Origin of the sequence: Pseudomonas sp. ADAK7, from assembly GCF_012935675.1 — a bacterium.
In the GTDB taxonomy this organism is placed as follows: domain Bacteria; phylum Pseudomonadota; class Gammaproteobacteria; order Pseudomonadales; family Pseudomonadaceae; genus Aquipseudomonas.
On the sequence record NZ_CP052861.1, the window covers coordinates 3,773,924 to 3,796,646 of the forward strand.

Annotated in this window: 20 protein-coding genes; 6 read left to right on the plus strand and 14 right to left on the minus strand. The window is 59.4% G+C overall.

Annotation, left to right across the window (positions count from 1 at the left end; genetic code table 11):
• Positions 1-161 precede the first annotated feature (161 nt).
• Positions 162-1,295 carry an AGE family epimerase/isomerase gene (locus HKK53_RS17455; protein ID WP_169371857.1) on the plus strand — a complete coding sequence of 378 codons (1,134 nt, stop codon included), beginning with the start codon at positions 162-164 and terminating at the stop codon, positions 1,293-1,295.
• Between the two features lie 103 nt (positions 1,296-1,398).
• Here HKK53_RS17455 and HKK53_RS17460 read toward each other — a convergent pair whose 3' ends face one another.
• The 9 genes from HKK53_RS17460 to amaB form a co-directional block, all read right to left on the minus strand.
• A complete protein-coding gene (locus tag HKK53_RS17460; RefSeq protein ID WP_169371858.1) occupies positions 1,399-2,304 on the minus strand; it encodes a cation diffusion facilitator family transporter in 906 nt (301 codons plus the stop codon).
• Positions 2,305-2,431: 127 nt separating this feature from the next.
• Positions 2,432-3,202 (minus strand): SDR family oxidoreductase, encoded by a 771-nt coding sequence (locus HKK53_RS17465; protein WP_054044081.1) that lies wholly within the window; start codon positions 3,200-3,202, stop codon positions 2,432-2,434.
• A gap of 886 nt (positions 3,203-4,088) precedes the next feature.
• A complete protein-coding gene (locus HKK53_RS17470; protein WP_123513958.1) occupies positions 4,089-4,805 on the minus strand; it encodes an ABC transporter ATP-binding protein in 717 nt (238 codons plus the stop codon).
• Positions 4,802-5,677: an ATP-binding cassette domain-containing protein gene (locus HKK53_RS17475; RefSeq protein WP_133839408.1), complete on the minus strand. Its 876-nt coding sequence runs from the start codon at positions 5,675-5,677 to the stop codon at positions 4,802-4,804. Before HKK53_RS17475 ends, HKK53_RS17470 begins: the two co-directional genes overlap by 4 nt.
• Complete coding sequence (livM, locus tag HKK53_RS17480; RefSeq protein WP_169371859.1) at positions 5,674-6,957, minus strand: high-affinity branched-chain amino acid ABC transporter permease LivM; 1,284 nt, start codon at positions 6,955-6,957, stop codon at positions 5,674-5,676. Before livM ends, HKK53_RS17475 begins: the two co-directional genes overlap by 4 nt.
• A gap of 3 nt (positions 6,958-6,960) precedes the next feature.
• Positions 6,961-7,875, minus strand: a complete 915-nt coding sequence (locus HKK53_RS17485) for an ABC transporter permease subunit (RefSeq protein WP_054044085.1) — start codon at positions 7,873-7,875, stop codon at positions 6,961-6,963.
• Between the two features lie 170 nt (positions 7,876-8,045).
• Positions 8,046-9,179, minus strand: coding sequence for a branched-chain amino acid ABC transporter substrate-binding protein (locus HKK53_RS17490; RefSeq protein ID WP_169371860.1), 1,134 nt, complete (start codon positions 9,177-9,179; stop codon positions 8,046-8,048).
• A gap of 364 nt (positions 9,180-9,543) precedes the next feature.
• Positions 9,544-10,827, minus strand: a complete 1,284-nt coding sequence (amaA, locus tag HKK53_RS17495) for an L-pipecolate oxidase (protein ID WP_169371861.1) — start codon at positions 10,825-10,827, stop codon at positions 9,544-9,546.
• Positions 10,828-10,990: 163 nt separating this feature from the next.
• Positions 10,991-12,481 (minus strand): L-piperidine-6-carboxylate dehydrogenase, encoded by a 1,491-nt coding sequence (amaB, locus tag HKK53_RS17500; RefSeq protein ID WP_133839412.1) that lies wholly within the window; start codon positions 12,479-12,481, stop codon positions 10,991-10,993.
• A gap of 185 nt (positions 12,482-12,666) precedes the next feature.
• On the opposite strand from amaB, the gene HKK53_RS17505 reads away from it, so the two are divergent.
• From HKK53_RS17505 to nadE, 3 genes are all read left to right on the plus strand, one after another.
• The gene (locus tag HKK53_RS17505; protein ID WP_169371862.1) at positions 12,667-13,578 is read left to right on the plus strand and encodes a LysR family transcriptional regulator; all 912 of its coding nucleotides are present in this window, start codon (positions 12,667-12,669) and stop codon (positions 13,576-13,578) included.
• A gap of 149 nt (positions 13,579-13,727) precedes the next feature.
• On the plus strand, positions 13,728-14,951 hold the full coding sequence (gene pncB, locus HKK53_RS17510; protein WP_169371863.1) for a nicotinate phosphoribosyltransferase: 1,224 nt from the start codon (positions 13,728-13,730) through the stop codon (positions 14,949-14,951).
• A 4-nt stretch (positions 14,952-14,955) separates the two neighbouring features.
• Positions 14,956-15,783 (plus strand): ammonia-dependent NAD(+) synthetase, encoded by an 828-nt coding sequence (gene nadE / locus HKK53_RS17515; protein ID WP_169371864.1) that lies wholly within the window; start codon positions 14,956-14,958, stop codon positions 15,781-15,783.
• Between the two features lie 96 nt (positions 15,784-15,879).
• On the opposite strand, the gene HKK53_RS17520 is transcribed toward nadE, so the two are convergent.
• Entirely contained in the window at positions 15,880-16,806 is a 927-nt protein-coding gene (locus HKK53_RS17520; RefSeq protein ID WP_169371865.1) for a hypothetical protein, read from the minus strand.
• Between the two features lie 239 nt (positions 16,807-17,045).
• On the minus strand, positions 17,046-17,492 hold the full coding sequence (gene azu, locus HKK53_RS17525; RefSeq protein WP_169371866.1) for an azurin: 447 nt from the start codon (positions 17,490-17,492) through the stop codon (positions 17,046-17,048).
• A gap of 343 nt (positions 17,493-17,835) precedes the next feature.
• Here azu and HKK53_RS17530 point away from each other — a divergent pair, with 343 nt between their 5' ends.
• Both HKK53_RS17530 and HKK53_RS17535 read left to right on the plus strand, forming a co-directional pair.
• Positions 17,836-18,423, plus strand: coding sequence for a TIGR00730 family Rossman fold protein (locus tag HKK53_RS17530; protein WP_169371867.1), 588 nt, complete (start codon positions 17,836-17,838; stop codon positions 18,421-18,423).
• A 68-nt stretch (positions 18,424-18,491) separates the two neighbouring features.
• The gene (locus HKK53_RS17535; protein WP_169371868.1) at positions 18,492-18,683 is read left to right on the plus strand and encodes a hypothetical protein; all 192 of its coding nucleotides are present in this window, start codon (positions 18,492-18,494) and stop codon (positions 18,681-18,683) included.
• A 73-nt stretch (positions 18,684-18,756) separates the two neighbouring features.
• Here the strand turns inward: HKK53_RS17535 and HKK53_RS17540 are convergent, their stop codons facing one another.
• The 3 genes from HKK53_RS17540 to HKK53_RS17550 all read right to left on the minus strand — a co-directional run bounded on the left by HKK53_RS17540 (position 18,757) and on the right by HKK53_RS17550 (position 22,636).
• Positions 18,757-19,134, minus strand: a complete 378-nt coding sequence (locus tag HKK53_RS17540) for an NUDIX hydrolase (RefSeq protein WP_169371869.1) — start codon at positions 19,132-19,134, stop codon at positions 18,757-18,759.
• A 125-nt stretch (positions 19,135-19,259) separates the two neighbouring features.
• On the minus strand, positions 19,260-20,150 hold the full coding sequence (locus HKK53_RS17545) for a transglutaminase family protein (RefSeq protein ID WP_169371870.1): 891 nt from the start codon (positions 20,148-20,150) through the stop codon (positions 19,260-19,262).
• Positions 20,150-22,636 carry a circularly permuted type 2 ATP-grasp protein gene (locus HKK53_RS17550; protein WP_169371871.1) on the minus strand — a complete coding sequence of 829 codons (2,487 nt, stop codon included), beginning with the start codon at positions 22,634-22,636 and terminating at the stop codon, positions 20,150-20,152. The genes HKK53_RS17545 and HKK53_RS17550 overlap by 1 nt, the downstream gene beginning before the upstream one ends.
• Positions 22,637-22,723: the final 87 nt, after the last annotated feature.

Below are 22,723 nucleotides of genomic sequence, written 5' to 3' on the forward strand. Positions count from 1 at the left end.
CCACGCTCCGCGTGGGAATGCAGCCCGGGACGCTCCGCATCCCATCAGAAGCCGAACGCGGAGCGTCCGTCGAGGCATTTCCACGCGGAGCATGGGAACGATCGACCCGCTCACTCTGCTACCATGTCGCGCAATCGCCCCTGCCGTGACGACGCCAGCCAATGCCTCATGTTTCCCGCTCTGCCTCCCAGCCTGAATTGACCGCCCTGTTCGCTTCGGTGCAACAGCACTTCCAGGACGTGATCGTGCGGCTTTGGCAAGGCCCCGGCTGGAACGCCGACATGGCGCTGCCTTACGAGGCGCTGGATGCCGAGCATTCACCGTTGCCGCCGCAACGCTACCGGGCCATGGCCTGCGCGCGTCAGCTGTATCTGTTTTCCAGCCTGATCGGCCAGGTGCCGGCCGCCGAAGAACGTGCGGCGGCGCTGTTTCGTTCCTTGCAGCAGCATTTCCACGATGCCGAGCACGGCGGCTGGTTCTACAGCATCGACCCGCAAGGCGCGCCGCTGGATCAGCGCAAAGACCTCTACACCCACGCCTTCATCCTGTTCGCCTGTGCCCATTACTGGGACAAGGTTCGCGAACCGCTGGTGGAGTCGGTGCTCAATGCCGCGCTGGAAGTCGTGGCCCAGCGCTTCGCCACGGACGACGGTCTGTACGAAGCGTGCCTGGACCGTGACTGGTCATCCCTCGACACCGGGCCACTGCAAAACCCGCTGATGCACCTGGCCGAAGCTTTCCTCGCTACCTTGTCCGTGCGCGAAGACGCTGGCGCCCAAGCCGCGCTACTCAAGTTATGCACAGCCATGCACCAGCAGTTCATCGATCCGCAGACCGGTGTGTTGATGGAAAAACCGCTGGGGGCTGTGGATAACTGGTTCGAGCCGGGGCATCAATTCGAATGGTATTTCCTGCTGGAATCCTCGCCGTTGCTGCGTGGATCGAAGCTGCATGCGTCGTTGGAGCGTGCCTTCGCCTTCACCGAGCAACTGGGCGTCGATCCGCGCAGCGGTGCGGTGCGGGCAATGCTTGATCTGGAACTTGATGGCCGTCCCAAGGATTCGACCCAACGCATCTGGGCCCAGGCCGAATACCTGCGGGCACTGACTTTACGGCCGGGCAGTGAGGCCGCTGTGCTGCGCCAATTGCAGGCGTTGCAACAACGGTTTCTGCATGCGGGGGGTTGGTATGAGTGTCGTGATGAAGAGGGCGAAGTCAGCCGCAAGGACATGCCTTCGACTACGCCTTATCACTTGGCGACTTGTTATCGTGGGTTGGTTGAGTATTTGCGCTGACTGACAGATTGCTTTCGCGGGCAAGCCTCGCTCCTACAGGGGATCACCGAACCTGTGGGAGCGAGGCTTGCCCGCGAATGGCCTTGAAGCGGTCACCGGCCAATCACGCAATCCACTTCCGATCCCCGGTAAAGCTGATGGTCAGCCAGCGCGCCGCATCCGCCTGACCCAATTTCGCGGAAATCTCCTCGCGCAGCACATCCAGTTGCCCTACGCCTTGCAGCGGATAGTCCGCCGGCAACACCACATGAATCTCGATAAACCGCGCCCGCCCGTGCTTCTGCACGTAGGAAATGTAGTCGTCGAAACCGTGCTCGACCTTCGCCGCGTCCATCACCTGGCGCACTTTATCGTTGAGTTGATCCGGGACAATCCCCAGTACATCGCGCAGCGCCGGACGCAGGATCTTGAAGGCCGGCGGCAGCATGCTTAGCGCCAACAGAATCAGGATCAATGGGTCGACGTACACCGCCCACTCGCCGTAACCCTGGGACTTGAGTAATAGCGCGGTGAGGAAACTCACCAGCAGGCCCACCGAAAGCATCGCGTCCACCAGCCAACTGATGTTGTCGAACTGGATCAGCGTCGATTTGAGCTTGCGATTGCGATGGCGAACGTAGAAGAAATAGGCGAACTCGACAACGGTAAACACCGCCGCGTAGATGATCACCAGCCCCAGCTCGATCTCGCGGCCGCCATTGATGATGCCGAACACGCCGTTCAGAAAGGCGTAGATCGCGATCAGGAACAGGAAGCTGCCTTCGATCAGCAACACCATGGGCTCCAGGTGCCAGAAGCCGAACTGGAAGCGGTGATTGCTTTCTTTGGCGATCAGCTTGGCGGTGATCAGCATCAGGACCTTGATGAAGGTCGCGATCAACGAGAAAAAACCATCGAACAGGATGGATTGGGCACCCGAAACAAAACCGGTAACGATCCCGGCGATCGCCACGGCGAACATCAGGATGGTCGATTGTTTGAGCAGTGACTGCTCACCTCGGTTACTCACGTAGCCTCCTCTGAAAACCCTGGAAACCGCGGGGTGCGGTGGGGTTGTTGGGAGGGGAGTCTACCTTATGCCTTGTTTTGGCTGTTCCGGCCTCTTCGACTTGCCCGCGAACAGCCGTTACGCGGTCTTACGCCTTGCCACCATTACGCTCAATGGAGAACCCGGCCCAGGTCTGGCTCACCGGCATCAACTCCAGACTGTTGATATTGATATGCGCCGGCGCATTCAAGACCCAGAAAATGGTGTCGGCAATGTCTTGCGGCTGAATCGGCTCGGCACCCGCGTAGGTCGCGTTGTAACGCTCCTGGTCACCGGCAAACCGCACCAGCGAGAACTCGCTTTCACACAGGCCCGGTTCGATGTTGCTGACGCGTACGCCGGTGCCTTGCAGGTCGCAGCGCAGGTTCAGGGAGAACTGTTTGACGAACGCCTTGCTCGCGCCATACACGTGGCTGCCCGGGTACGGGTAGTTGCCGGCAATGGAGCCGAGGTTGACGATGCCGGCACCACGGCCGTGGGCGATCAGGCGCGGCAGCAGCAGGCGAGTGCTGTACATCAGGCCTTTGATGTTGGTATCGACCATGGTGTCCCAGTCGTCCAGGTCACACTTGGGCGCCGGGTCCACGCCGAGGGCCAGGCCGGCATTGTTGATCAGCCCGCGCAGTTTGGCGAAGGATGGCGGCAGGTTGGCAATCGCCTCCTCCATGGCCTTGCGATCACGCACGTCGAGCACCAGGCCATGGACCTCGGTCTGCTTCGACAACTCGGCGCACAGGGCGTTGAGGCGCTCTTCACGACGGCCCGTCAGCACCAGTTTCCAGCCCGCCTCGGCAAAACGACGGGCACAGGCTTCGCCAAAACCGGACGTCGCGCCGGTGATAAACAGGGTGTTGGACATCGTGTTCTCCTTGCTTCGGCTGAACGGCAGCCATTGGAATAGAAAATCAGCAGCCAGCATGCCCGGCGCGGCGCTTACCGGCAACCGGCACAACTCGACAGGCCACCATCAATCCCTGTAGCAGCTGGCGAAGCCTGCGTTCGGCTGCGCAGCAGTCGTAATCCATGCAACCCCATTCCCACGCCGACCCGTATTGGCGACTGCTGCGCAGCCGAACGCAGGCTTCGCCAGCTGCTACAAGGGCCGTGTTTCTGTATGAAAAACGACCAACCGGCGCCACGCCTTATCCGCCGTGGCTTGCAGCCATGTGCACGCACGTTATCCACAGGCCGATCCACAGTCTTTGGGGGCAAGTGCAAAAGCTGGAAGCCGCTGTGCATAAGGCTTTGCGAGCAGATCAGAAAGTTTTTTGCTTGACCCTCGAAGGCTCGCCGTGTAGCCCATGGCATTTTGCACGATCGGCCGGTGAAACCGACGATGGCGCCAAGCCAGTAACCACGGCCCTCAGCCGAGTCTTTCCAGAGTTTAACCACAGACTTATCCACAGGCTGGCACTGCTTGAATCCGGCGCTTTTGACCGGCAACAAAAAGGTTGACAACGGCAGCTCATGCTCCCGGAAAAACGCCTGATCAAAAAACAACCACTCGCCTGAAAGCCACGATTTTAAAGGTTCTCAGCCAGCTACTCCCACGTTATTCACAGCCAGCTCCACAGCAAACGGGGACAAGTCAAAACCGTGACAAAACAACTATTTGCAGCGGCTTTATGTCGCGGTTTAGGAGCTTGCGAATATTGTTTTCCACAATTTGAAAAAAACGTTGCGACCGGCATAAAAAAACGCCCTGACGTGGAGTTCGTCAGGGCGTTTTTTACGGGCTCTAAGGCTTAGTGCCCGCCGAGATAAGCGTTACGCACCTCCTCGTTCACCAGCAACTCCTTGCCGGTACCGGTGAGGCGAATCTCGCCGTTGACCATCACATACGCCCGGTCCGACAGCTTGAGCGCGTGGTTGGCGTTCTGCTCGACCAGGAAAATCGTCATACCGGTTTTCGCCAGTTCCCGCAGGGTCGCGAAGATCTGTTTCACCACGATTGGCGCCAGGCCCAGGCTCGGTTCATCGAGCAGCAGCAGTTTCGGCCGGCTCATCAGTGCCCGGGCGATGGCGAGCATCTGCTGCTCGCCGCCGGACATGGTCATGGCCCGCTGGGTCCGCCGCTCTTCGAGCCGTGGAAACAGCTCGAACATGCGCTGCATGTCTTCCTTGGCGTACTTGTCGCCAATCGGGATGGTGCCCATCAGCAGGTTTTCCTCGACGGTCATGTCAGGGAACACCCGCCGCCCTTCCGGCGATTGCGCGATGCCGTGGGACGCGATGTAGTGCGACGACTTGTGGGTGATGTCCACACCTTGGTAGATGATTTGCCCGTCTGCGGCCCGTGGCTGGCCGAAGATCGACATCAGCAGGGTCGACTTGCCGGCGCCGTTGGAGCCGATCAGGCTGACAGTTTCGCCTTCGTTGATGTGCAGCGAGACTTTCTTCAGGGCCTGGATCGGCCCGTAGAACACATCCAGATCCTTCAATTCGAGGATGGGTTGGCTCATAGCACCACTTCCTCTTCATCAGCGCCCAGGTAGGCCGCAATCACTTTCGGGTCGTTGCGAATGGCATCAGGCCCGCCCTCGGCGATGACGATGCCGTGGTCCAGCACCACGATGTGGTCGGAAATGCTCATGACCATGCCCATGTCGTGCTCGATCAGCACCACGGTCAGATCGTGCTCGTCGCGCAGCAGCCGGATCATCGCGCTCAGCGCTTCGGTTTCCTGAGGGTTGAGGCCGGCGGCCGGTTCGTCAAGGCAGATGATCTGTGGCCGCGTGCACATGGCCCGAGCGATTTCCAGACGACGTTGCTGCCCGTAGGACAGCTCGCCCGCCAGACGGTTGGCGCAGTCCACGAGGTCCACAACCTCCAGCCAGTAGAACGCATGGTCCAGCGCATCGCTTTCAGCCTTGCGATAGCCCTTGGTGTTGAGGATGCCTGCCAGCATGTTGCGGTTGACCCACATGTGCTGGGCCACCAGCAGGTTTTCCAGCACCGACATTTCCTTGAACAGGCGAATGTTCTGGAAGGTTCGCGCCAGGCCGGCACGGTTCACCAGGTGGGTGCCGCCGAACATCTTGTAGTACAGGCGACTGAGGAAAGATTTCGGCGAAACGAAATCCACCGGTTTGAAGGACTCGCCCAGCAACTGGATAACGTTGGTCTGCTCGCCACGCACACTGAGTTCGATCTTGCCGCCGGAGGCCTTGTAGAAACCGGTCAGGCAGTTGAACACCGTGGTTTTGCCGGCACCGTTGGGGCCGATCAGGGCGAAGATCGAGTTACGGTGCACCTTGAGGCTGACATCGCTCAACGCCTTGATGCCGCCGAAGTGCATCATCAGCTTCTCGACCGAGAGTACGACTTCGCTCATGGCGCTACTCCTTTACGAGGGGCCACACCGGTACGGCTGATCCGAATCAGGCCGCGCGGTCGCCAGATCATCATCAACACCATCAGGATGCCGAACAGCAGCACGCGGTATTCCGCGAAGCCACGCAGCAGTTCCGGGGCGACGGTCAGCACGAAAGCTGCGATGACCACGCCGATGGTCGAGCCCATGCCGCCGAGTACCACGATGGCGAGGATCAATGCCGATTCGAAGAAGGTAAACGAGGTCGGGTTGACGAAACCTTGATAGGTCGCAAAGAACACCCCGGCCAGACCGGCAGTCGAGGCACCAATGGTGAACGCCGAAAGCTTGACCAGTACGTGGTTCAGGCCCATGGAGCGGCAGGCGATCTCATCTTCACGCAAGGCTTCCCAGGCGCGGCCGACCGGCATTTTCACCAGGCGATGCTTGATGTACAGCACGGCCAGGACCACCAGGAACAACACGGCGTAGATGAAGTAATACTTCACGTCCGGGTTGTAGGCGATGCCGAAGAACTCATGGAACGGCACCCCGCCGTCCTTCGCTCGCTTACCGAACTCCAGGCCAAAGAAGGTTGGCAGCGGCGCCGCCATGCCATTTGGGCCACCGGTCAGGGACAGCCAGTTGTTGAGGATCAAACGGATGATTTCACCGAAGCCCAGGGTCACGATCGCCAGGTAGTCACCGTGCAAACGCAACACCGGGAAGCCGAGGATGCACCCGGCAAGACCCGCCGTGATCGCCGCCAGCGGCAGCACCGTCCAGAATCCCAGCCCCAGGTATTGATAACCGAGCGCCAGACCGTAGGCACCGATGGCGTAGAACGCCACGTAACCGAGGTCGAGCAGGCCGGCCAGGCCGACCACGATGTTCAGGCCCAGGCCCAACAGCACGTAGATCAAGCCGAGAATGACCACGCCCAGCAGGTAGGAGTTGGAGAAGAACGGGAACACCACGGCAATGACGATTACCAGCGGGATGATCCAGCGCAAACGGGTTTTGTAATCAGGCGGCAGTACATGAACCCCGGAACCGGTGCTTTCAAAACCTTCGAGGATTTTCAGGCCCTTGGGGGTTTGCAGGAACAGGCTCAGGGCAAAACGGCCAGCCATGACAATGGCGACAATCCACGCCACACGGGTCGGTTGCAGGTTGAAGCCGTAGCCGTCGAGGACCACGCCGACAATCGGGCCGAACACAATCAGGGCAACGAGGCCGGCAAGAATCGCGTCAACCAGGCTTCTTTTGAGATCTATGGTTTTTTTAGTGGTTGAAGACATCGCTTACACCTTCGACACAAGAGGACGGCCGAGCAGGCCTTGGGGCCGAAAGACCAGAACGAGAACGAGCAGCGAGAAGCTGAAAACGTCTTTGTAATCCGAATTCACCAGACCCGAGAACAGCGACTCGGAAATCCCGAGGATGATCCCGCCGAGCATCGCCCCAGGCAGCGAGCCGATGCCGCCGAGTACCGCTGCAGTGAACGCCTTGATCCCGATGACGAAGCCTGCGTAGAAGTCGAATGTGCCGTAGTTCATGGTGATCAGCACGCCGGCCAGGGCCGCCATCGCTGCACCGATGATGAACACGTAGGAAATCACGCGGTCGGTGTTGATCCCCAGGATCGAGGCCATCTTGCGGTCTTGCTGGGTGGCGCGGCACATGCGGCCGAGCTTGGTGTACTTGATGACATAGGTCAGCAGGCCCATACCGACGAACGCTGCGACCAGAATGAAGATTTTGGTGTAGGTGAGCTGGACGAAGCCAGTGCCGACTTCAACGCGCCATGCACCGGTCAGCAGGGTTGGAACACCCTGTTGGCGTGCACCTTGGGCGATCTGTGCGTAGTTTTGCAGGATCAGGGAAATACCGATGGCGCTGATCAGCGGTGCCAGTCGTGTGGAGTTGCGCAGCGGTTTGTAGGCGACGCGCTCGATGACCCAGCCATACACCGCCGTGACGATGATGGTGAAAACCAGTGTGCCGAGCATCAGCAGCGGGAAGGATTCAATACCGAAGTAAGCCAGCAGAGCCAGACTGATTGCCGCGAGGTAAGCGGAAATCATGTAAACCTCGCCGTGGGCGAAGTTGATCATGCCGATGATGCCATAGACCATTGTGTAGCCGATGGCGATCAGGCCATAGACCGACCCGAGGGTCAGACCGTTGACCAGTTGCTGCAGGAAAATACCATCCATAACGCAATCTCACGCATTTGAGAGACTGCACAGAAGCGGGTTGCAACGGACCGGGGTTCAGCCGCCAGTGCAACACGGTTGTGTGCAGCTCTACGAGAAAAGACAGGTACTGCACGGACATGTTCTTTGATTGCCCGGCGCACAAGGCACCGGGCAATCAACGGTTCATATCACTTCTGTTTTTCCAGCTGGTGGTATTTGCCGTCCTTGTCCCACTGGTAGACCACGTAGTCGGAGACTTTCAGGTCGCCCTTGCTGTCCCAGGTCTTCTCGCCCATGACGGTCTTGACCGGGTTTTTCTTCAGCCACTCGGCGGCTTTTTCGCCACTGTTGGACTTGGAGCCGTTGAAGGCAGCAGCGAGGGTCTGGACCGACGCGTAGGCGTACAGGGTGTAGCCTTCAGGCTCGGTGCCTTTCTTGCGGAACTCGTCCACCACGGTCTTGCTGTCTGGCAGCAGGCGCGGGTCGGCGCCGAAGGTCATGAGCACGCCGTCGACGTATTGCGGGCCGCCAGCGGTGGTCACCAGTTCGTCGGTCACGATGCCGTCATCAGACATGAATTTCACGTCTTTCAGGCCTTCGGTACGCAGTTGTTTAACCAGTGGACCGGCTTCCGGGTGCAGGCCGCCGAAGTAGACCACATCGGCACCGGCCGCACGGATCTTGGTGACCACGGCGCTGAAGTCTTTCTCGCCACGGGTCAGGCCTTCGTACAGCACTGGCGTTACGCCGCGCTTGACCAGTTGAGCCTTGGTAGCATCTGCCAGGCCTTGGCCGTAGGTGTCTTTGTCGTGCAGCACGGCAACTTTTTTGCCCTTGAGCACGTCGACGATGTAGTCGCCGGCCACGATGCCTTGCTGGTCGTCACGCCCGCACATACGGAACATGGCGCTCAGGCCGCGTTCGGTCACCTGTGGGTTGGTGGAACCTGGAGTGATTGCGATGATGCCCGCTTCGTCGTAGATCTCGGAGGCCGGGATGGTCGACGACGAGCAGAAGTGGCCGACGACGCCAGCGACTTTCTGGTTGGTCAGGTCCTTGGCGACCGTCACAGCCTGTTTCGGTTCGCAGGCGTCATCGCCCTTGACCAGTACGATTTTTTCCCCGTTGACGCCGCCCGATGCGTTGATGGCATCAGCTGCTGCCTGTGCACCCTTCATGTACTGCTCGCCAAATGCCGCGTTGGCGCCAGTCATTGGACCTGCCACACCGATTTTCACATCAGCCTGTGCAAACGCAGAAACACCCAACGCAGTTGCCACTGCGAGGGCCAGAAAGCCTTTCTTGTAAAACGTCTGGGACATGAGGTGGTGCTCCAAGGTTTTTTTTTAGTTGGCACTGCGACTTCGCTGGTTGCTCAGAGCAAGGGCCGTGCCATCGGTTTTTTATTCTGAAAAAAGTCGCTGCTTTATTGTTATTTCGACTGTTTCGATCCCATTTTCATTGGGCGTGCAACCGTCTAAACCGCGGAAGGTGAAACCATTTATCTCAAAAGGCGCAACCCGCACGCGCCATCATTGCAACCGCGGCGCCAAACGACGTGCAACCAGCCTGTAACAGCCTGCGTCACCGAAGTGCACACTCGTGGTGCGCAACTGCTACAACCCGCACCACTACAGGCTAGTCGCTGCGCGAAAAAGCGCCGCTTCCAGCAACATATTTCAACAATCAGATAACGATCCGCAGGCACTGGCCTGCGTGATACAGCGAAAACCCGGCCTCATATAGACAGCTGCGCAAGCCGACACCCGCCAGGGGCTGCATCGGCGCGAACGGAATCGGTAGCGCTTGAGGATTTCCGTTACACAAATAATCGGCAAACGCTTTGCCGACCACCGTGCCAGTCGTGACGCCCCGACCGTTGTATCCGGTGACGGCCACCAGACCGGGCGCCGGTTCGAACAGGCGCATCAGGTGATCGGGGGTGAAAGCGATGCAACCGGTCCAGGTGCATTCCCACTCCACCGGTTTGAGGTAGGGAAAGTAATGTTGCTGAACGCGGTCGGCCCAGGCTTTCAGGAACCAGGTCGGTTTCTGATTGCCGTTGCCGAGGCTGCCGAGCAACAGGCGCCCGTCCTTATCGCGACGGATGCTGCTCAGCACCTGGCGGGTATCCCAGGACCCTTGGCCGCCGGGCAGAATCTGTTGCGCAGCGTCATCAGTCAGCGGCACCGAAGCCACTTGATAGTAATAGCCGGGGAAGAAATTACGTCGCAACTCGGTCCAGTCACCTTCGGTGTAGGCGTTGGAGGCGATCACTACCTGATCGGCAAGCACCGAGCCTTGGGCGGTTTGCACCGACCAGCGCTGGCCCTGACGTTCCAGCCGGATCACCGGGGAATGATCGAACAGCTGACCGCCGAGGTTGATGGCCGCTTTGGCCAGCCCGGTCGTGTAAGCCATCGGATTAATCGTGCCGGCACGCCGGTCAAGCAGCGCGGCGGCGATCTTTTTGGTGCCGGTCGCTTGTTCGCAGGCCTGGCCGGTCAACAGTTCAACCGGTGCCCCGCGGCGCTTCCATTGTTCTTCACGACTGCGCAGATCGGCTTCGCCACGGGCGTTGTGCGCCATGTGCAGCGTGCCTTCGCGGCGTAACTGGCAATCGATGTTGTACTTGTCCACAAGGCTGAACACTAGGGACGGTGCCGCGCCAAGCATGCGGTTGAGCTGACTGCCCACCGCTTCGCCAAATCCGGCTTCGATCTCGTCCGGCGGAATCCACATCCCGGCGTTGACCAGCCCGACGTTGCGTCCGGACCCGCCATGGCCGGCGCGATGGGCTTCCAGCACGCAGACGCTTTTACCTGCTTCCAACAAATGCACCGCCGCCGACAACCCGGTAAAACCGGCGCCGATGACGCAGACATCGACCGTTACTTCGCCCTTGAGCGCCGCGTTATCAGGCCTTTGCGGCGTCAGTTTTTCCCACAGACACTCTTCGCGTAACGGCATTGCCAGACTCCAATCAGAAACCTAACCACACACCTGATCGTTCCCACGTTCTGCGTGGGAATGCAGCCCGGGATGCTCTGCGTCCCAAAAGCGAACGCGGAGCGTCCATTGAGGCATTCCCACGCAGAGCATGGGAACGATCAACAAAAAGCTCCGTAGCCCATCAGTCGAACGTAATCCCCTGAGCCAACGGCAACTCCAGCGAATAGTTCACGGTGTTGGTCTGGCGGCGCATGTAGGCGCGCCATGCATCGGAGCCCGATTCACGGCCACCGCCGGTTTCCTTCTCGCCACCAAACGCGCCGCCGATTTCCGCGCCGCTCGGGCCGATGTTGACGTTGGCGATGCCACAGTCGCTGCCCACGTCCGACATGAATTGCTCGGCTTCACGCACGTCGGTGGTGAAGATGCACGACGACAGGCCTTGCGGCACGGCGTTGTTCAGGCGCATCGCTTCGTTGAAATCGGTGTAACCGACCACGTAGAGGATCGGGGCGAAGGTTTCGCTGCACACCACGTCGCTTTGCTCCGGCATCTCAACGATGGCCGGCGAAACGTAGTAGGCATTGGGGAATTTATCTTCCAGCTGACGCTTGCCGCCAAACACCCGGCCGCCTTCGCTCAAGGCTTGCTCCAGCGCTTCCTGCATGTTCTCGAAGCTGTTTTTGTCGATCAGCGGGCCGATCAGGTTGCCTTCCAGCGGGTTGCCGATACGCACCTTGGCGTACGCCGCCTTCAGGCGGGTGACGATTTCTTCCTTCACCGATTCGTGGGCAATCAAACGACGCAACGTGGTGCAACGCTGACCGGCGGTGCCGACGGCGCTGAACAGGATCGCGCGAACGGCCATGTCCAGGTCGGCGCTTGGGCCGAGGATCATCGCGTTGTTGCCGCCCAGTTCCAGAATGCTGCGAGCAAAGCGTGCGGCGATTTTCGGCGCCACTTCGCGGCCCATGCGGGTGCTGCCGGTGGCGCTGATCAGCGCGACACGCGGGTCATCGACCAATGCTTCGCCGGCATCGCGGCCACCGATGATCACTTGGCTCAGGTGCGGCGGTGCGTCGCTGAAGTTCTTCAGTACGCGGTCGAACAGCGCCTGACAGGCCAGTGCGGTCAGCGGGGTTTTTTCCGACGGTTTCCAGATCACCGGGTTACCGCACACCAGCGCCAGCGCGGTGTTCCAGGCCCAGACCGCGACCGGGAAGTTGAACGCACTGATCACGCCGACGACGCCCAGCGGGTGCCAGGTTTCGCGCATGTGGTGGCCAGGGCGCTCGGAAGCGATGGTCAAGCCGTACAACTGGCGGGACAGACCGACGGCGAAATCGCAGATGTCGATCATTTCCTGAACTTCGCCCAAGCCTTCCTGGGTGATCTTGCCGGCTTCCCAGGAAACCAGCTCACCGAGATCAGCTTTATATTCACGCAGGATGTCGCCCAGTTGGCGCACCAATTCGCCACGGCGCGGTGCCGGGACCTTGCGCCACAATTCGAACGCATGATCTGCGCGACTGATGTGCTGCTCGACTTCGGCAGCGCCTTCCCAATTCACGGCGGCAATCTGGCTGCCATCGATCGGCGAATGCACCGGCACTTTGCCGTTCTGGTACAGGGCCGGGTTCACACCAAGACGATCAAGCAATGCGGCAACCATGGGTCACTCCTCAAGCAAAAAACGGAAATCGTGCAGCCGGGAAATCACGGCTGATCAGGCCTGTAGTTGTAGCGCCACTCAGACGAGCCAACAAACGACCATTAAGCGAGATATCATTCCGTTTATTCATGCTTCGCATCTGTCGGTAAAAGAAAAGCATAGAGCAACAAGAAAAAGGACCACCCATGCTGAATAAACGCTACTTGCCGTCGATCACCGCCCTGCAGTGTTTCGAGGCCGTGACCCGGCATCTGAGCTTCACCCGGGCCGCCGAAGAGTTGAACCTGACCCAGAGCGCCGTCAGCAAACAGGTGGCGCAACTCGAAGAACTGCTGCAGCACCTGCTGTTCCGCCGGGTGCGCCGACGCCTGCAAATGACCCCGGCCGGTGATTTGTACCTGGTGGAAGTACGAAAAATCCTCACCCAGGTCGAGATGTCGACCCATTACCTACGTTCCTACGGTGGCGATACCGAAGTCCTGCGCGTGTCGACGCCGCCTACCTTCGGCGCACGCTGGTTGGTGCCGCGCCTGAAAGGCTGGCGCCTGCGCCATCCGTCGATTCACCTCGACCTGTGCAGCGAGCAAGAAGCCGACGATTTGCTGCAAGGTCGCAGCGACCTGGCGTTCTACTTCGGCCAAGGCTCACGGCCCGGCACCGAAAGCCTGAAACTGTTCGGCGAAGAGCTTGTTCCTGTGTGTGCACCGGGCAGCCTGCCGGACACGCCGTTCACCGACCCGACGCAACTCGCCGACCTGGTCCTGCTGCAAAACGCCTCCCGGCCACAGGCCTGGCACGACTGGTTCGATAACCAGGGCTACCACACCGAACACAGCTACCACGGCCCGCGCTTCGAAACCTTCTATATGTGCATCCGTGCCGCTCAGGTTGGCTGCGGCGTAGCGTTGTTGCCGCGGTTTCTGGTGGAGGAGGAATTGGCTGACGGCAAACTGGTCATTCCGTGGAAGCATGCGATGCCTAGCTCCGACGCGTATTACCTGGCGTACCCCGAGCATTCGGCGGAAGTGCCCAAGGTGCGGGATTTTGTGAAGTGGATGCTGGAGCAGATTGATAGTCCGCACACACCACAACTCTAGGGTCGCCACAAAGGCTCGCGATCACAGGAATCCGACGAGGTCTAAAAAATCACTGGCAATAACAGCCTCTGATATGCGCCACTACCCCCATTCATTGAAACAGCTGAAACGTCGCGACCACGGGCCGCGACCAGCCTGGAGATTCCCTTATGAGCGAGAGCGTATTCGGCGATCGCATCGTGCAGAACCTGCTCGACACCGACTTCTACAAACTGACGATGATGCAGGCGGTGCTGCACAACTACCCTAACGTCGAAGTCGAATGGGAGTTTCGTTGCCGTAACAGTGAGGATTTGCGCCCGTACCTGGCGGAGATTCGTTACCAGATCGAGCGCCTGGCCGAGTTGAGCCTGAGTGCCGACCAGTTGAGTTTCCTGGAGCGCATCAGCTTCATGAAGCCGGACTTCCTGCGCTTTCTCGGCTTGTTCCGCTTCAATCTGCGCTACGTTCACACCGGCATTGAAAACGGCGAGTTGTTTATCCGACTGCGCGGGCCGTGGCTGCATGTGATTCTGTTCGAAGTGCCGATGCTGGCGATTGTCAGCGAAGTACGTAACCGCTATCGCTACCGCGAAGTCGTTCTGGAACAGGCCCGTGAGCAGCTCTATCGCAAGTTCGACTGGCTGACCTCCAACGCCAGCAGCGACGAATTGTCCGAGTTGCAGGTCGCCGATTTCGGCACACGCCGGCGTTTTTCCTACCGCGTGCAGGAAGAAGTGGTGAACGTGCTCAAGCACGATTTCCCCGGACGTTTCGTCGGCACCAGCAACGTGCATCTGTCCCGCGAACTGGACATGAAACCCCTGGGCACCATGGCCCATGAGTGGATCATGGCCCATCAGCAACTCGGCCCACGGCTGATCGACAGCCAGATTGCTGCCCTCGATTGCTGGGTTCGCGAATATCGCGGCTTGCTCGGGATCGCCCTGACCGACTGCATCACCACCGATGCCTTCCTCGGTGATTTCGACTTGTATTTCGCCAAGCTCTTCGACGGCTTGCGCCATGACTCCGGGGATCCGGTGCTGTGGGCGGAAAAATCCATCGCGCACTACCACAAGCTCGGCATCGACCCGATGAGCAAGACGCTGGTGTTCTCCGACAGTCTGACGCTGCCCAAGTCCCTGGAAATATTCCGTGCGTTGCGCGGTCGGATCAATGTCAGCTTCGGCATCGGCACCAACCTGACCTGTGACATTCCGGGTGTTGAACCGATGAGCATCGTGCTTAAAATGACCGCCTGCAACGGTCAGCCCGTGGCCAAGATTTCTGATGAGCCAGGCAAGACTCACTGCAAAGACCCGAATTTCGTCGCCTATTTGCGACACGTTTTCAAAGTACCTGCCCTTTCCAGTATTCCTAGCAAGGAGTGAATTCATGCAAGCCGAACAGCGTGAGATTGCTGAACAGCTCAAGGTCCAGCCGCCGTTCGCCGACCAGGCCGCCCTCGAGGCTGAAGTCGCCCGGCGGATTACCTTTATCCAGGATTGCCTGGTCAATTCCGGGCTCAAGACCCTGGTGCTCGGCATCAGCGGCGGCGTCGATTCCCTGACCGCCGGCCTGCTGGCCCAGCGCGCCATGCGCGAACTGCGAGAGCGCACCGGCGAGGCCGACTACAAGTTCATCGCCGTGCGCCTGCCGTATGAAACCCAGTTCGATGAACACGATGCCCAGGCCTCGGTGGACTTCATCGCCCCGGACGAGCGCCACACGGTGAACATCGGCCCGGCGGTCAAATCCCTGGCCAGTGAAGTGGCGGCGTTCGAAGGCAAACATGCGGTGTCGGTGGATTTCGTGCTCGGCAACACCAAGGCGCGGATGCGCATGGTCGCCCAGTACACCATCGCCGGCGCGGCCCACGGCTTGGTGATCGGTACAGACCACGCGGCGGAGGCGGTGATGGGTTTCTTCACCAAATTCGGTGACGGTGCCTGCGATTTGGCTCCGTTGAGCGGGCTGGTGAAGAACCAGGTCCGGGCGATTGCTCGCAGCTTCGGTGCGCCGGAATCGCTGGTTGAGAAAATCCCGACAGCCGACCTTGAAGACCTGTCGCCGGGCAAGCCGGACGAAGCATCCCATGGCGTGACCTATGCCGAGATCGATGCGTTCCTGCACGGCGAACCGGTGCGTGAGGATGCGTTCAAAATTATTTGTGATACGTACAAGAAGACACATCACAAACGGGTGATGCCGTTTGCGCCGTAAGCGGTATCGCCCGAAAAATCAGTACAAAAAAAGCCCACCGGGACGGCAACGTTCGGTGGGCTTTTTATTTCGTTAATGCGCTACAAAACAGGACGATCAACGCAACGGGTCAATCAACTCCAGTACGGTCACAAACCACGTCGCTCCCGGCTCATTGTCTGTCTGTGCAAAAAACATGTGCTCACCAGGTTTCAGATCGTTCACAACCGCACTCCAGTGGGCGTTTGGATCAACCTCGCTCCGGGACACCACGTCTGAACCCAGATAGAGATTGACTGTCTTGCCAGGCGCACTGGAGCCGACAAAACTCAATGTCGTTGCGAATGTGATACCACCATCTGTCACATCCGCACCGTTCTGGTCATTTTCGCTGACGCGACTGATAACAGTGTTCCGCCTCTCAGCCACCTCAATCTCCCAAGGCTCTGACACGTTATTCTCACCCGAAATAGCTCTGAAGACGTGATAACCGGGTAACAGGGATTGCGGCTGGAAGACGAATTTACCGTCAGTTTGTGGTTGGACCCAACTCAGGTGGGTGAAGTCGTCCAAAACCTCCAGTTCCGAACCGGGTTTACTGACGCGCCCCTCCAGAAACAAAACCGTTTCATGGGTAACGCTACCAGGAGGGACAGGATTGCCGTTCACGTCTTTCACCAAATCAATTCGCACAGCCGATCCGCTCTGCACGTGGACCGCCCATGGCTGTGATACGACACTGTCAACGACGGCCCTGTACTCATGAACATCAGATATTTGATCTTCTACTCTCGCGGACCAAGCGCCATTGGCATCGGACAAGACTTCAATGACACGTAAGTAACTGTCACGAATGACGACCCGCTGATTGGCTGGTGCATATCCAATAAACCGGAGGCCGCCATCACTGGTGGAACCGCCGTTGGGAATTGATGTTCCGTTTGAATCTGTCACAGCGAAAATCACAACAGCCTGCTTCACCACAGGTGGAACATTTGCCTCAAGGGGCTGTACGTGTTTTCGAATCGAAGCATCACTGGTCATGAACATACTCCCTATGTTTTTGACTGTATCGCCGCAGCGAGATGCGCGACGTCTTGCGCATCTGACACCTGACTCAAAAAGCCGTCTACTGTCAGAAATAACAGGTCAAATTTGCTTTCCGACCAGCGGTATTAGTTGCCTTGGTGATTACCCCTCATCAAAGAGGGCTAAATTTTCACCAAAAAAAACGCCGCTGCGAGAGCTTCGCAGCGGCGTTTTTCAGGGAGTAGCGCAACTCGTTACTTAAGAGTAACCGTGCCTTTCATCATCGAGATGTGGCCCGGGAACGAGCAGAAGAAACCGTACGCTTCGCCGGCAGCCAGTTTCGACACGTCGAAGGTCACCGAATCGGTTTCCTTGGCACCGATGATCTTGGTGTGGGCGATGATGCGTGCGTCGCCTTCCGGCAGGTAGTTCTTGTCGATACCCGCGGCCAGGCCAGCGGTGGCGATTGGCTGCATGTCAGCTTCTTTGCTCAGCACCCAGTTATGGCCCATGACGTTTTTCGGCAGGCTGCCGGAGTGGGTCAGCTCAACGGTGAAGGTCTTGCAGCTCTTGTCGATTTCGATGGCCTTGGTGTTGAAGGACATCTGGTCTGTGGAGTCGATGGTGGTCTTGCACTCGGCAGCCATCAATTGGCTGCTGGCCAGCGTCAGCAGGGATACCGCAACAAGTTTGGCAAACATGGTGAATCTCCAAGGCAGGGTTAACAAAATCGCGAATGGACAGAAGACTGCCTGAAAACTTCGCAAGTTCCTATGACCTGAATCAAAAATTGTATACAACTTTCGGGCTATGACACTCATCGAAACAATCTAACAGCCAGGCGTCTGGTCCGGCCCTATCCTCAGGTCGTCATCACTCATCTGGAGCGCCGGTCATGTCCATCAACAGCTTTTTGTGCAGTTTGCTCGCCGCTTACGCCTGTGGCGCCAGCGGCACCTATGAAACACCCAAACGCGAGGTTTAAGCCTTGGATCGATGCGTGCGTGCCTTTACTCTGTGGCCATCCTGACCCTGGAGTAAGGCATGTCTATCGCATCCGTTTGTGTTTTCTGCGGTGCCAGCACCGGCACCAACCCGGCTTATCGTGAAGCGGCTGTCGCCTTGGGGCGCGCATTGGCCGAGCGCAAGCTGACCCTGGTCTATGGCGGCGGCGCCGTCGGGCTGATGGGGGTCGTCGCCGATGCGGCACTGGCGGCCGGTGGCGAAGTGATCGGGATCATCCCGCAAAGCCTCAAGGATAAGGAAATCGGCCATAGCGGCCTGACGCGCCTGGAAGTGGTCGACGGCATGCATGCACGCAAGGCGCGGATGGCGGAACTCAGCGATGCGTTTATCGCCCTGCCCGGCGGCCTCGGCACGCTGGAAGAGCTGTTCGAGGTCTGGACCTGGGGTCAGCTCGGCTACCACGGCAAACCCCTCGGTTTGCTCGAAGTAAACGGTTTCTATGGTCAATTGACCGCTTTTCTTGATCATATCGTCGGCGAAGGCTTCGTTCGCGAACCACACCGTGACATGCTGCAAGTGAGCGAATCGCCGCAAACCTTGATCGATGCTCTGGACGCCTGGCAACCCTCGATCCTGCCAAAATGGGCCGAGCAAAAACCCAGCTAACGGCTAGGCACCGATACAAGGCAGAATATGCGCCGCTCAACCTCACCTTCGACCCCAGAGGATCGCCCATGGCTAAACCTAATTATTCCTTCGCCAAACGTCAGAGAGACTTGGCCAAGGAGCAGAAGAAAGAGGAAAAGCTTCAGCGCAAGAAAGCTACAGCTGAAGAAGAAGCAGCAGCACTGAACCCGGATGCAGAAGGTGAAGTGGTGGCAGAAGATGATGCTGAAGCACCGAAAGATCAGGCGCCCGACGCCTGAGACCCTCAGAGCCCGATGATCTGATCAGGCTCACCGGATCTGTGTCCAGGGTCAGCAGCACGGCTGCTGACCCTCACAGGCCCAACGCTTTGCAAATCGAATCGCGATACCCCTTGGGCAAGTTGGCCGGTAAATGCGCCGGATCAAACAGCCCGATCTCCTTGTGTTCATGACTGACTTTCGGCACAAAACCGCCCAGCAACTGGCAGCGGTAGGTCGAGATAAACACGTGTTTACCGGGGATCACCTCGAACAGATACGAATCCAGCGGCTCTCCCACCCCCACCTCGACGTCCAACTCCTCGGCGATTTCCCGTGCCAGGCAGTCCGGTGCCGTCTCGCCCAGTTCAATCCGCCCACCCGGTAACTCCCATTCGTCGCGCTCGTTGAGCATCAACACGATGAGGCCTTCGGGGGATTGCAGGACGCCTTTGATTGAAACCGGGAACATTGGATTTCCTCCTAATGATCGTTCCCACGCTCTGCGTGGGAATGCCTCAATGGACGCTCTGCGTCCGACTTGGGACGCGGAGCGTCCCGGGCTGCATTCCCACGCGGAGCGTGGGAACGATCGGCTCAGTCCAGCGGCATCACCGTCACCCGAACCTCCGGATCGTGGTTACCGCCGCCAAGAATCACCCCACGCAGTGGCGACACATCGGAAAAGTCCCGGCCCCAGGCCAGGGTGATGTGTTCCAGCGCCGGCTGCACATTGTTGGTCGGGTCAAAATCCACCCAGCCCAGTACCGGGCAAAACACCGAGACCCAGGCATGGGACGCATCGGCGCCGATCAATCGCGGCTGGCCCGGTGGTGGCTGGGTCAGCAAATAGCCGCTGATGTAGCGCGCCGCCAAACCGCGAGAGCGCACACAGGCAAGCATCAGGTGCGCGAAGTCCTGACAGACGCCGCGCCGTCGCTCCAGCACTTCCACCAGTGGCGTGGCCACCTGGGTTGCCTCGGCATCGAAGGTGAACTCGCTGAAGATCTTCTCCATCAACGCCTGGACGCCCAACAGCAGCGGCCGCCCCGGAGGGAAACAGCTTTCCGAGAACTCGACGAAGTTGCGCTTCAAATGCACGTACGGCGATTCGAAACGATAGCGGCAAGCCTCCAGCAACTGCGGTGAAAGCGGCTGACTGCTGTAGGTCAGCGCATTGCGGGTTGCTTCCCAGGCCGGCGATTGAGTGAAATCCAGGATCGGCCGGGCCAGCACTTCGACCGTGAGCTCGGCGTTCACCAGCAACTCATCGTGGGGTCGCTCGAACGCCAGGCGGGTCAGCGGATTGCCGAACACGTCCAGTTCATCCCGACGGGTCGTCGGCTGCGGGCTGATCAACAATGCCTGGGCGGTGCAGTGCTGCCAGGCGCAGGCCCGCGGCCACAAGTGCGCCAGTTGCTGGGCCAGGGATACCGGGCTGTCGTAGTGATAATGGGTGTCGTGGAAAATCTGGTAACGGGCATTCATCAGACGGACACCGTGCGCTGGCTGACATCATCGACATGGGCAAAATGGCGCAGGGCCAAACGATCCGAAACCTGGCTGCTGGCATCAGAGATTTCTTGCAGCAGATCAGCCAAGCCCTCGACGGCCGCGTGGACGCTGGCTTCGCCAAACAGCGAGTTCTCCAGGCAACCCAGATCGAAGTGCATCAAGCGCTCCACCAACTGCGGCAGCCCAGCCTCGCGCGGTGCGCCGAAATCGTCATTCAGGCGCTTCAAGGTTCGGGTCACCAATTTCAACTGGAACAGCACCGCGTGCGGGTTCTGCTCGTCCAGCAGCAACAGGTCAAGCACCGGGATCAACTGCGCCACCGCCAAATACCGCGAGCGATAAGTGATGCTGCTGTTACCCAGTTCCAGCAGCCATTCGAGCCCGGCCTGATCAAAGGCCCCGGCACCGCGCAGAAACGCCGCGAGACTGGCGCTGAGAAACTGCAAGCGCTCGATCCGCCGGCCGATCATCAGGAAGCGCCAGCCTTCGTCCCGGGTCATATCGTCCAATGCAAAACCGGACAGCGCCGCCAGGGACATCACCAAGCGGTTGAGGAAATCCAGCAACTCGCCGAAATCAGGCTCTTCGGTTTCCAGTTCAATGGCCTCGCGCTGCAACTCCACCAGCGCCTGCCAGTTTTCCCGTGAGAGCTTGCCGCGCACTTGCGAGGCCGCCCATTGCAAACGTTGCAGGTTGGAACGCAGGCTGAACGGCCAGTCATCGCCCAACAGTGCAGCAAGCAAACGCTCCGGCAGTTCGCCTTCATCGGGCAACAGGTGCAGCCGTTCGCCCAGATCAACCGCCGCCTCCAGCGCTTGCGGGTCATCGCCATCGACATAACGCGCCAGCATGATCCGCAGCAGCCGCGCGCTGTCATCGCAGCGCTCGCAGTAACGGCCGAACCAGAACAGGTTCTCCACCACCCGCGAAGGCAGATAAGGATCGCGGCGCACCAAGTCATGAACACCAATGGTGCGCTGGGTTTTCCATTGTTCGCCGCTGGGGGCTCGCTCACCGAGCACCCACGTGTCCTTGCTCGCGCCACCGCGCTGCATCGACACCACTTCGGCGTCGGCCTCGGCGGCCACTCGGGTCAATCCACCAGGCAATACCCGATAACCATCGCGACTGGCCACCGCATACACGCGCATGCCGATGGCTCGAGGCTGCAACTGACCGTCCTCGGCCTGCCAGATCGGCGCCTGGGACAGTTGCGCCAATTCTTGCGCCACATAGGCATAAGGTCGCGCTCGCATGCGCTCAGCCAGCGCCTGGCGCTGTTTTTCACTCAAATCCCGGCCAAACACCGGCGCAAAGCTCTGGGACGGAAACGCCGGTTTGATCAGTAATTCCGGGAGCTTTTCCAAAGCCTGGGCCAATACCGGCGCTTCACCGCACCACCATGTGGCGATGGATGGCAGGATCAGTTCTTCGCCGAACAGGAATTGATTGATCCTTGGCAGGAAGCCCAGCAACCCCGGCGACTCCAGCACGCCGCTGCCCAAGGCATTGGCAACGAGCACCCGGCCCTGACGCACGGCTTCCAGCAACCCCGGCACGCCGAGGGCCGAGTCGGTGCGCAACTCCAATGGGTCGCAGAAATCATCGTCGAGGCGGCGCATGATCGCGTGGACCCGGCGCAGACCGCTCAGGGTTTTCAGGTAGACGGTGGCGTCACGAACGGTCAGGTCGCCGCCCTCCACCAGTGGATAACCGAGCTGTCGTGCCAGGTACAAGTGTTCGAAATAGCTTTCGTTGAAGCGGCCCGGCGTCAGCAGCACCACAAGCGGCGCCTCATCGTCACACGGTGCCTGACGGGCCAATGTTTCCTGCAAGGTGCGAAAGAAGCCGGCCAGGTGCTGCACTTTCAAATCCCGGTACAACTCGGGGAAGGCCCGGGACACGATGGTGCGGTTTTCCAGCGCATAACCGGCACCGGACGGCGCCTGGGTCCGGTCCGCCGTCACCCACCAACGACCATCAGGCGTGCGCGCCAGATCCACGGCATACAGATGCAAAAAGGCCCCGTCAGGCGGAGAAATGCCCTGACAAGGCCATAAAAAGTTGTTGTGTCCGAACACCAGCTCGGCCGGCAGCAGCCCTTCAGCGATCAAACGCTGCGGGCCATAAAGGTCGGCCAGCACCGCATTGAGCAAACGCGCCCGCTGGACAATCCCGGCGGACAATTGCTGCCACTCATCGGCGGCAATTACATGGGGCAACAGGTCCAGTTCCCACGGGCGATCGGCACCCTTGGGGTCGGCATAGACGTTGTAGGTCACGCCGTTTTCCTGGATTTGCCGGGTCAACAACGCCTGGCGCTGCACCAGTTGCGCCGGGGTGCTGCGTTGCAATTGGTCGAACAGCCGACGCCAGTGCGGGCGCACCGCGCCGCTGTCGTCGAGCAGTTCGTGATAAGTGCCCGCCGTCAGCGGGTAGCGGTCAAGCAGGTCAGGCATGGAGAGCTCGGCAGACAGCAAAGAACGGTCAGACTAACGCAGGCTCATGACGCCCGGATATACGAAAAATCCGAGCGTCGTGTAGGG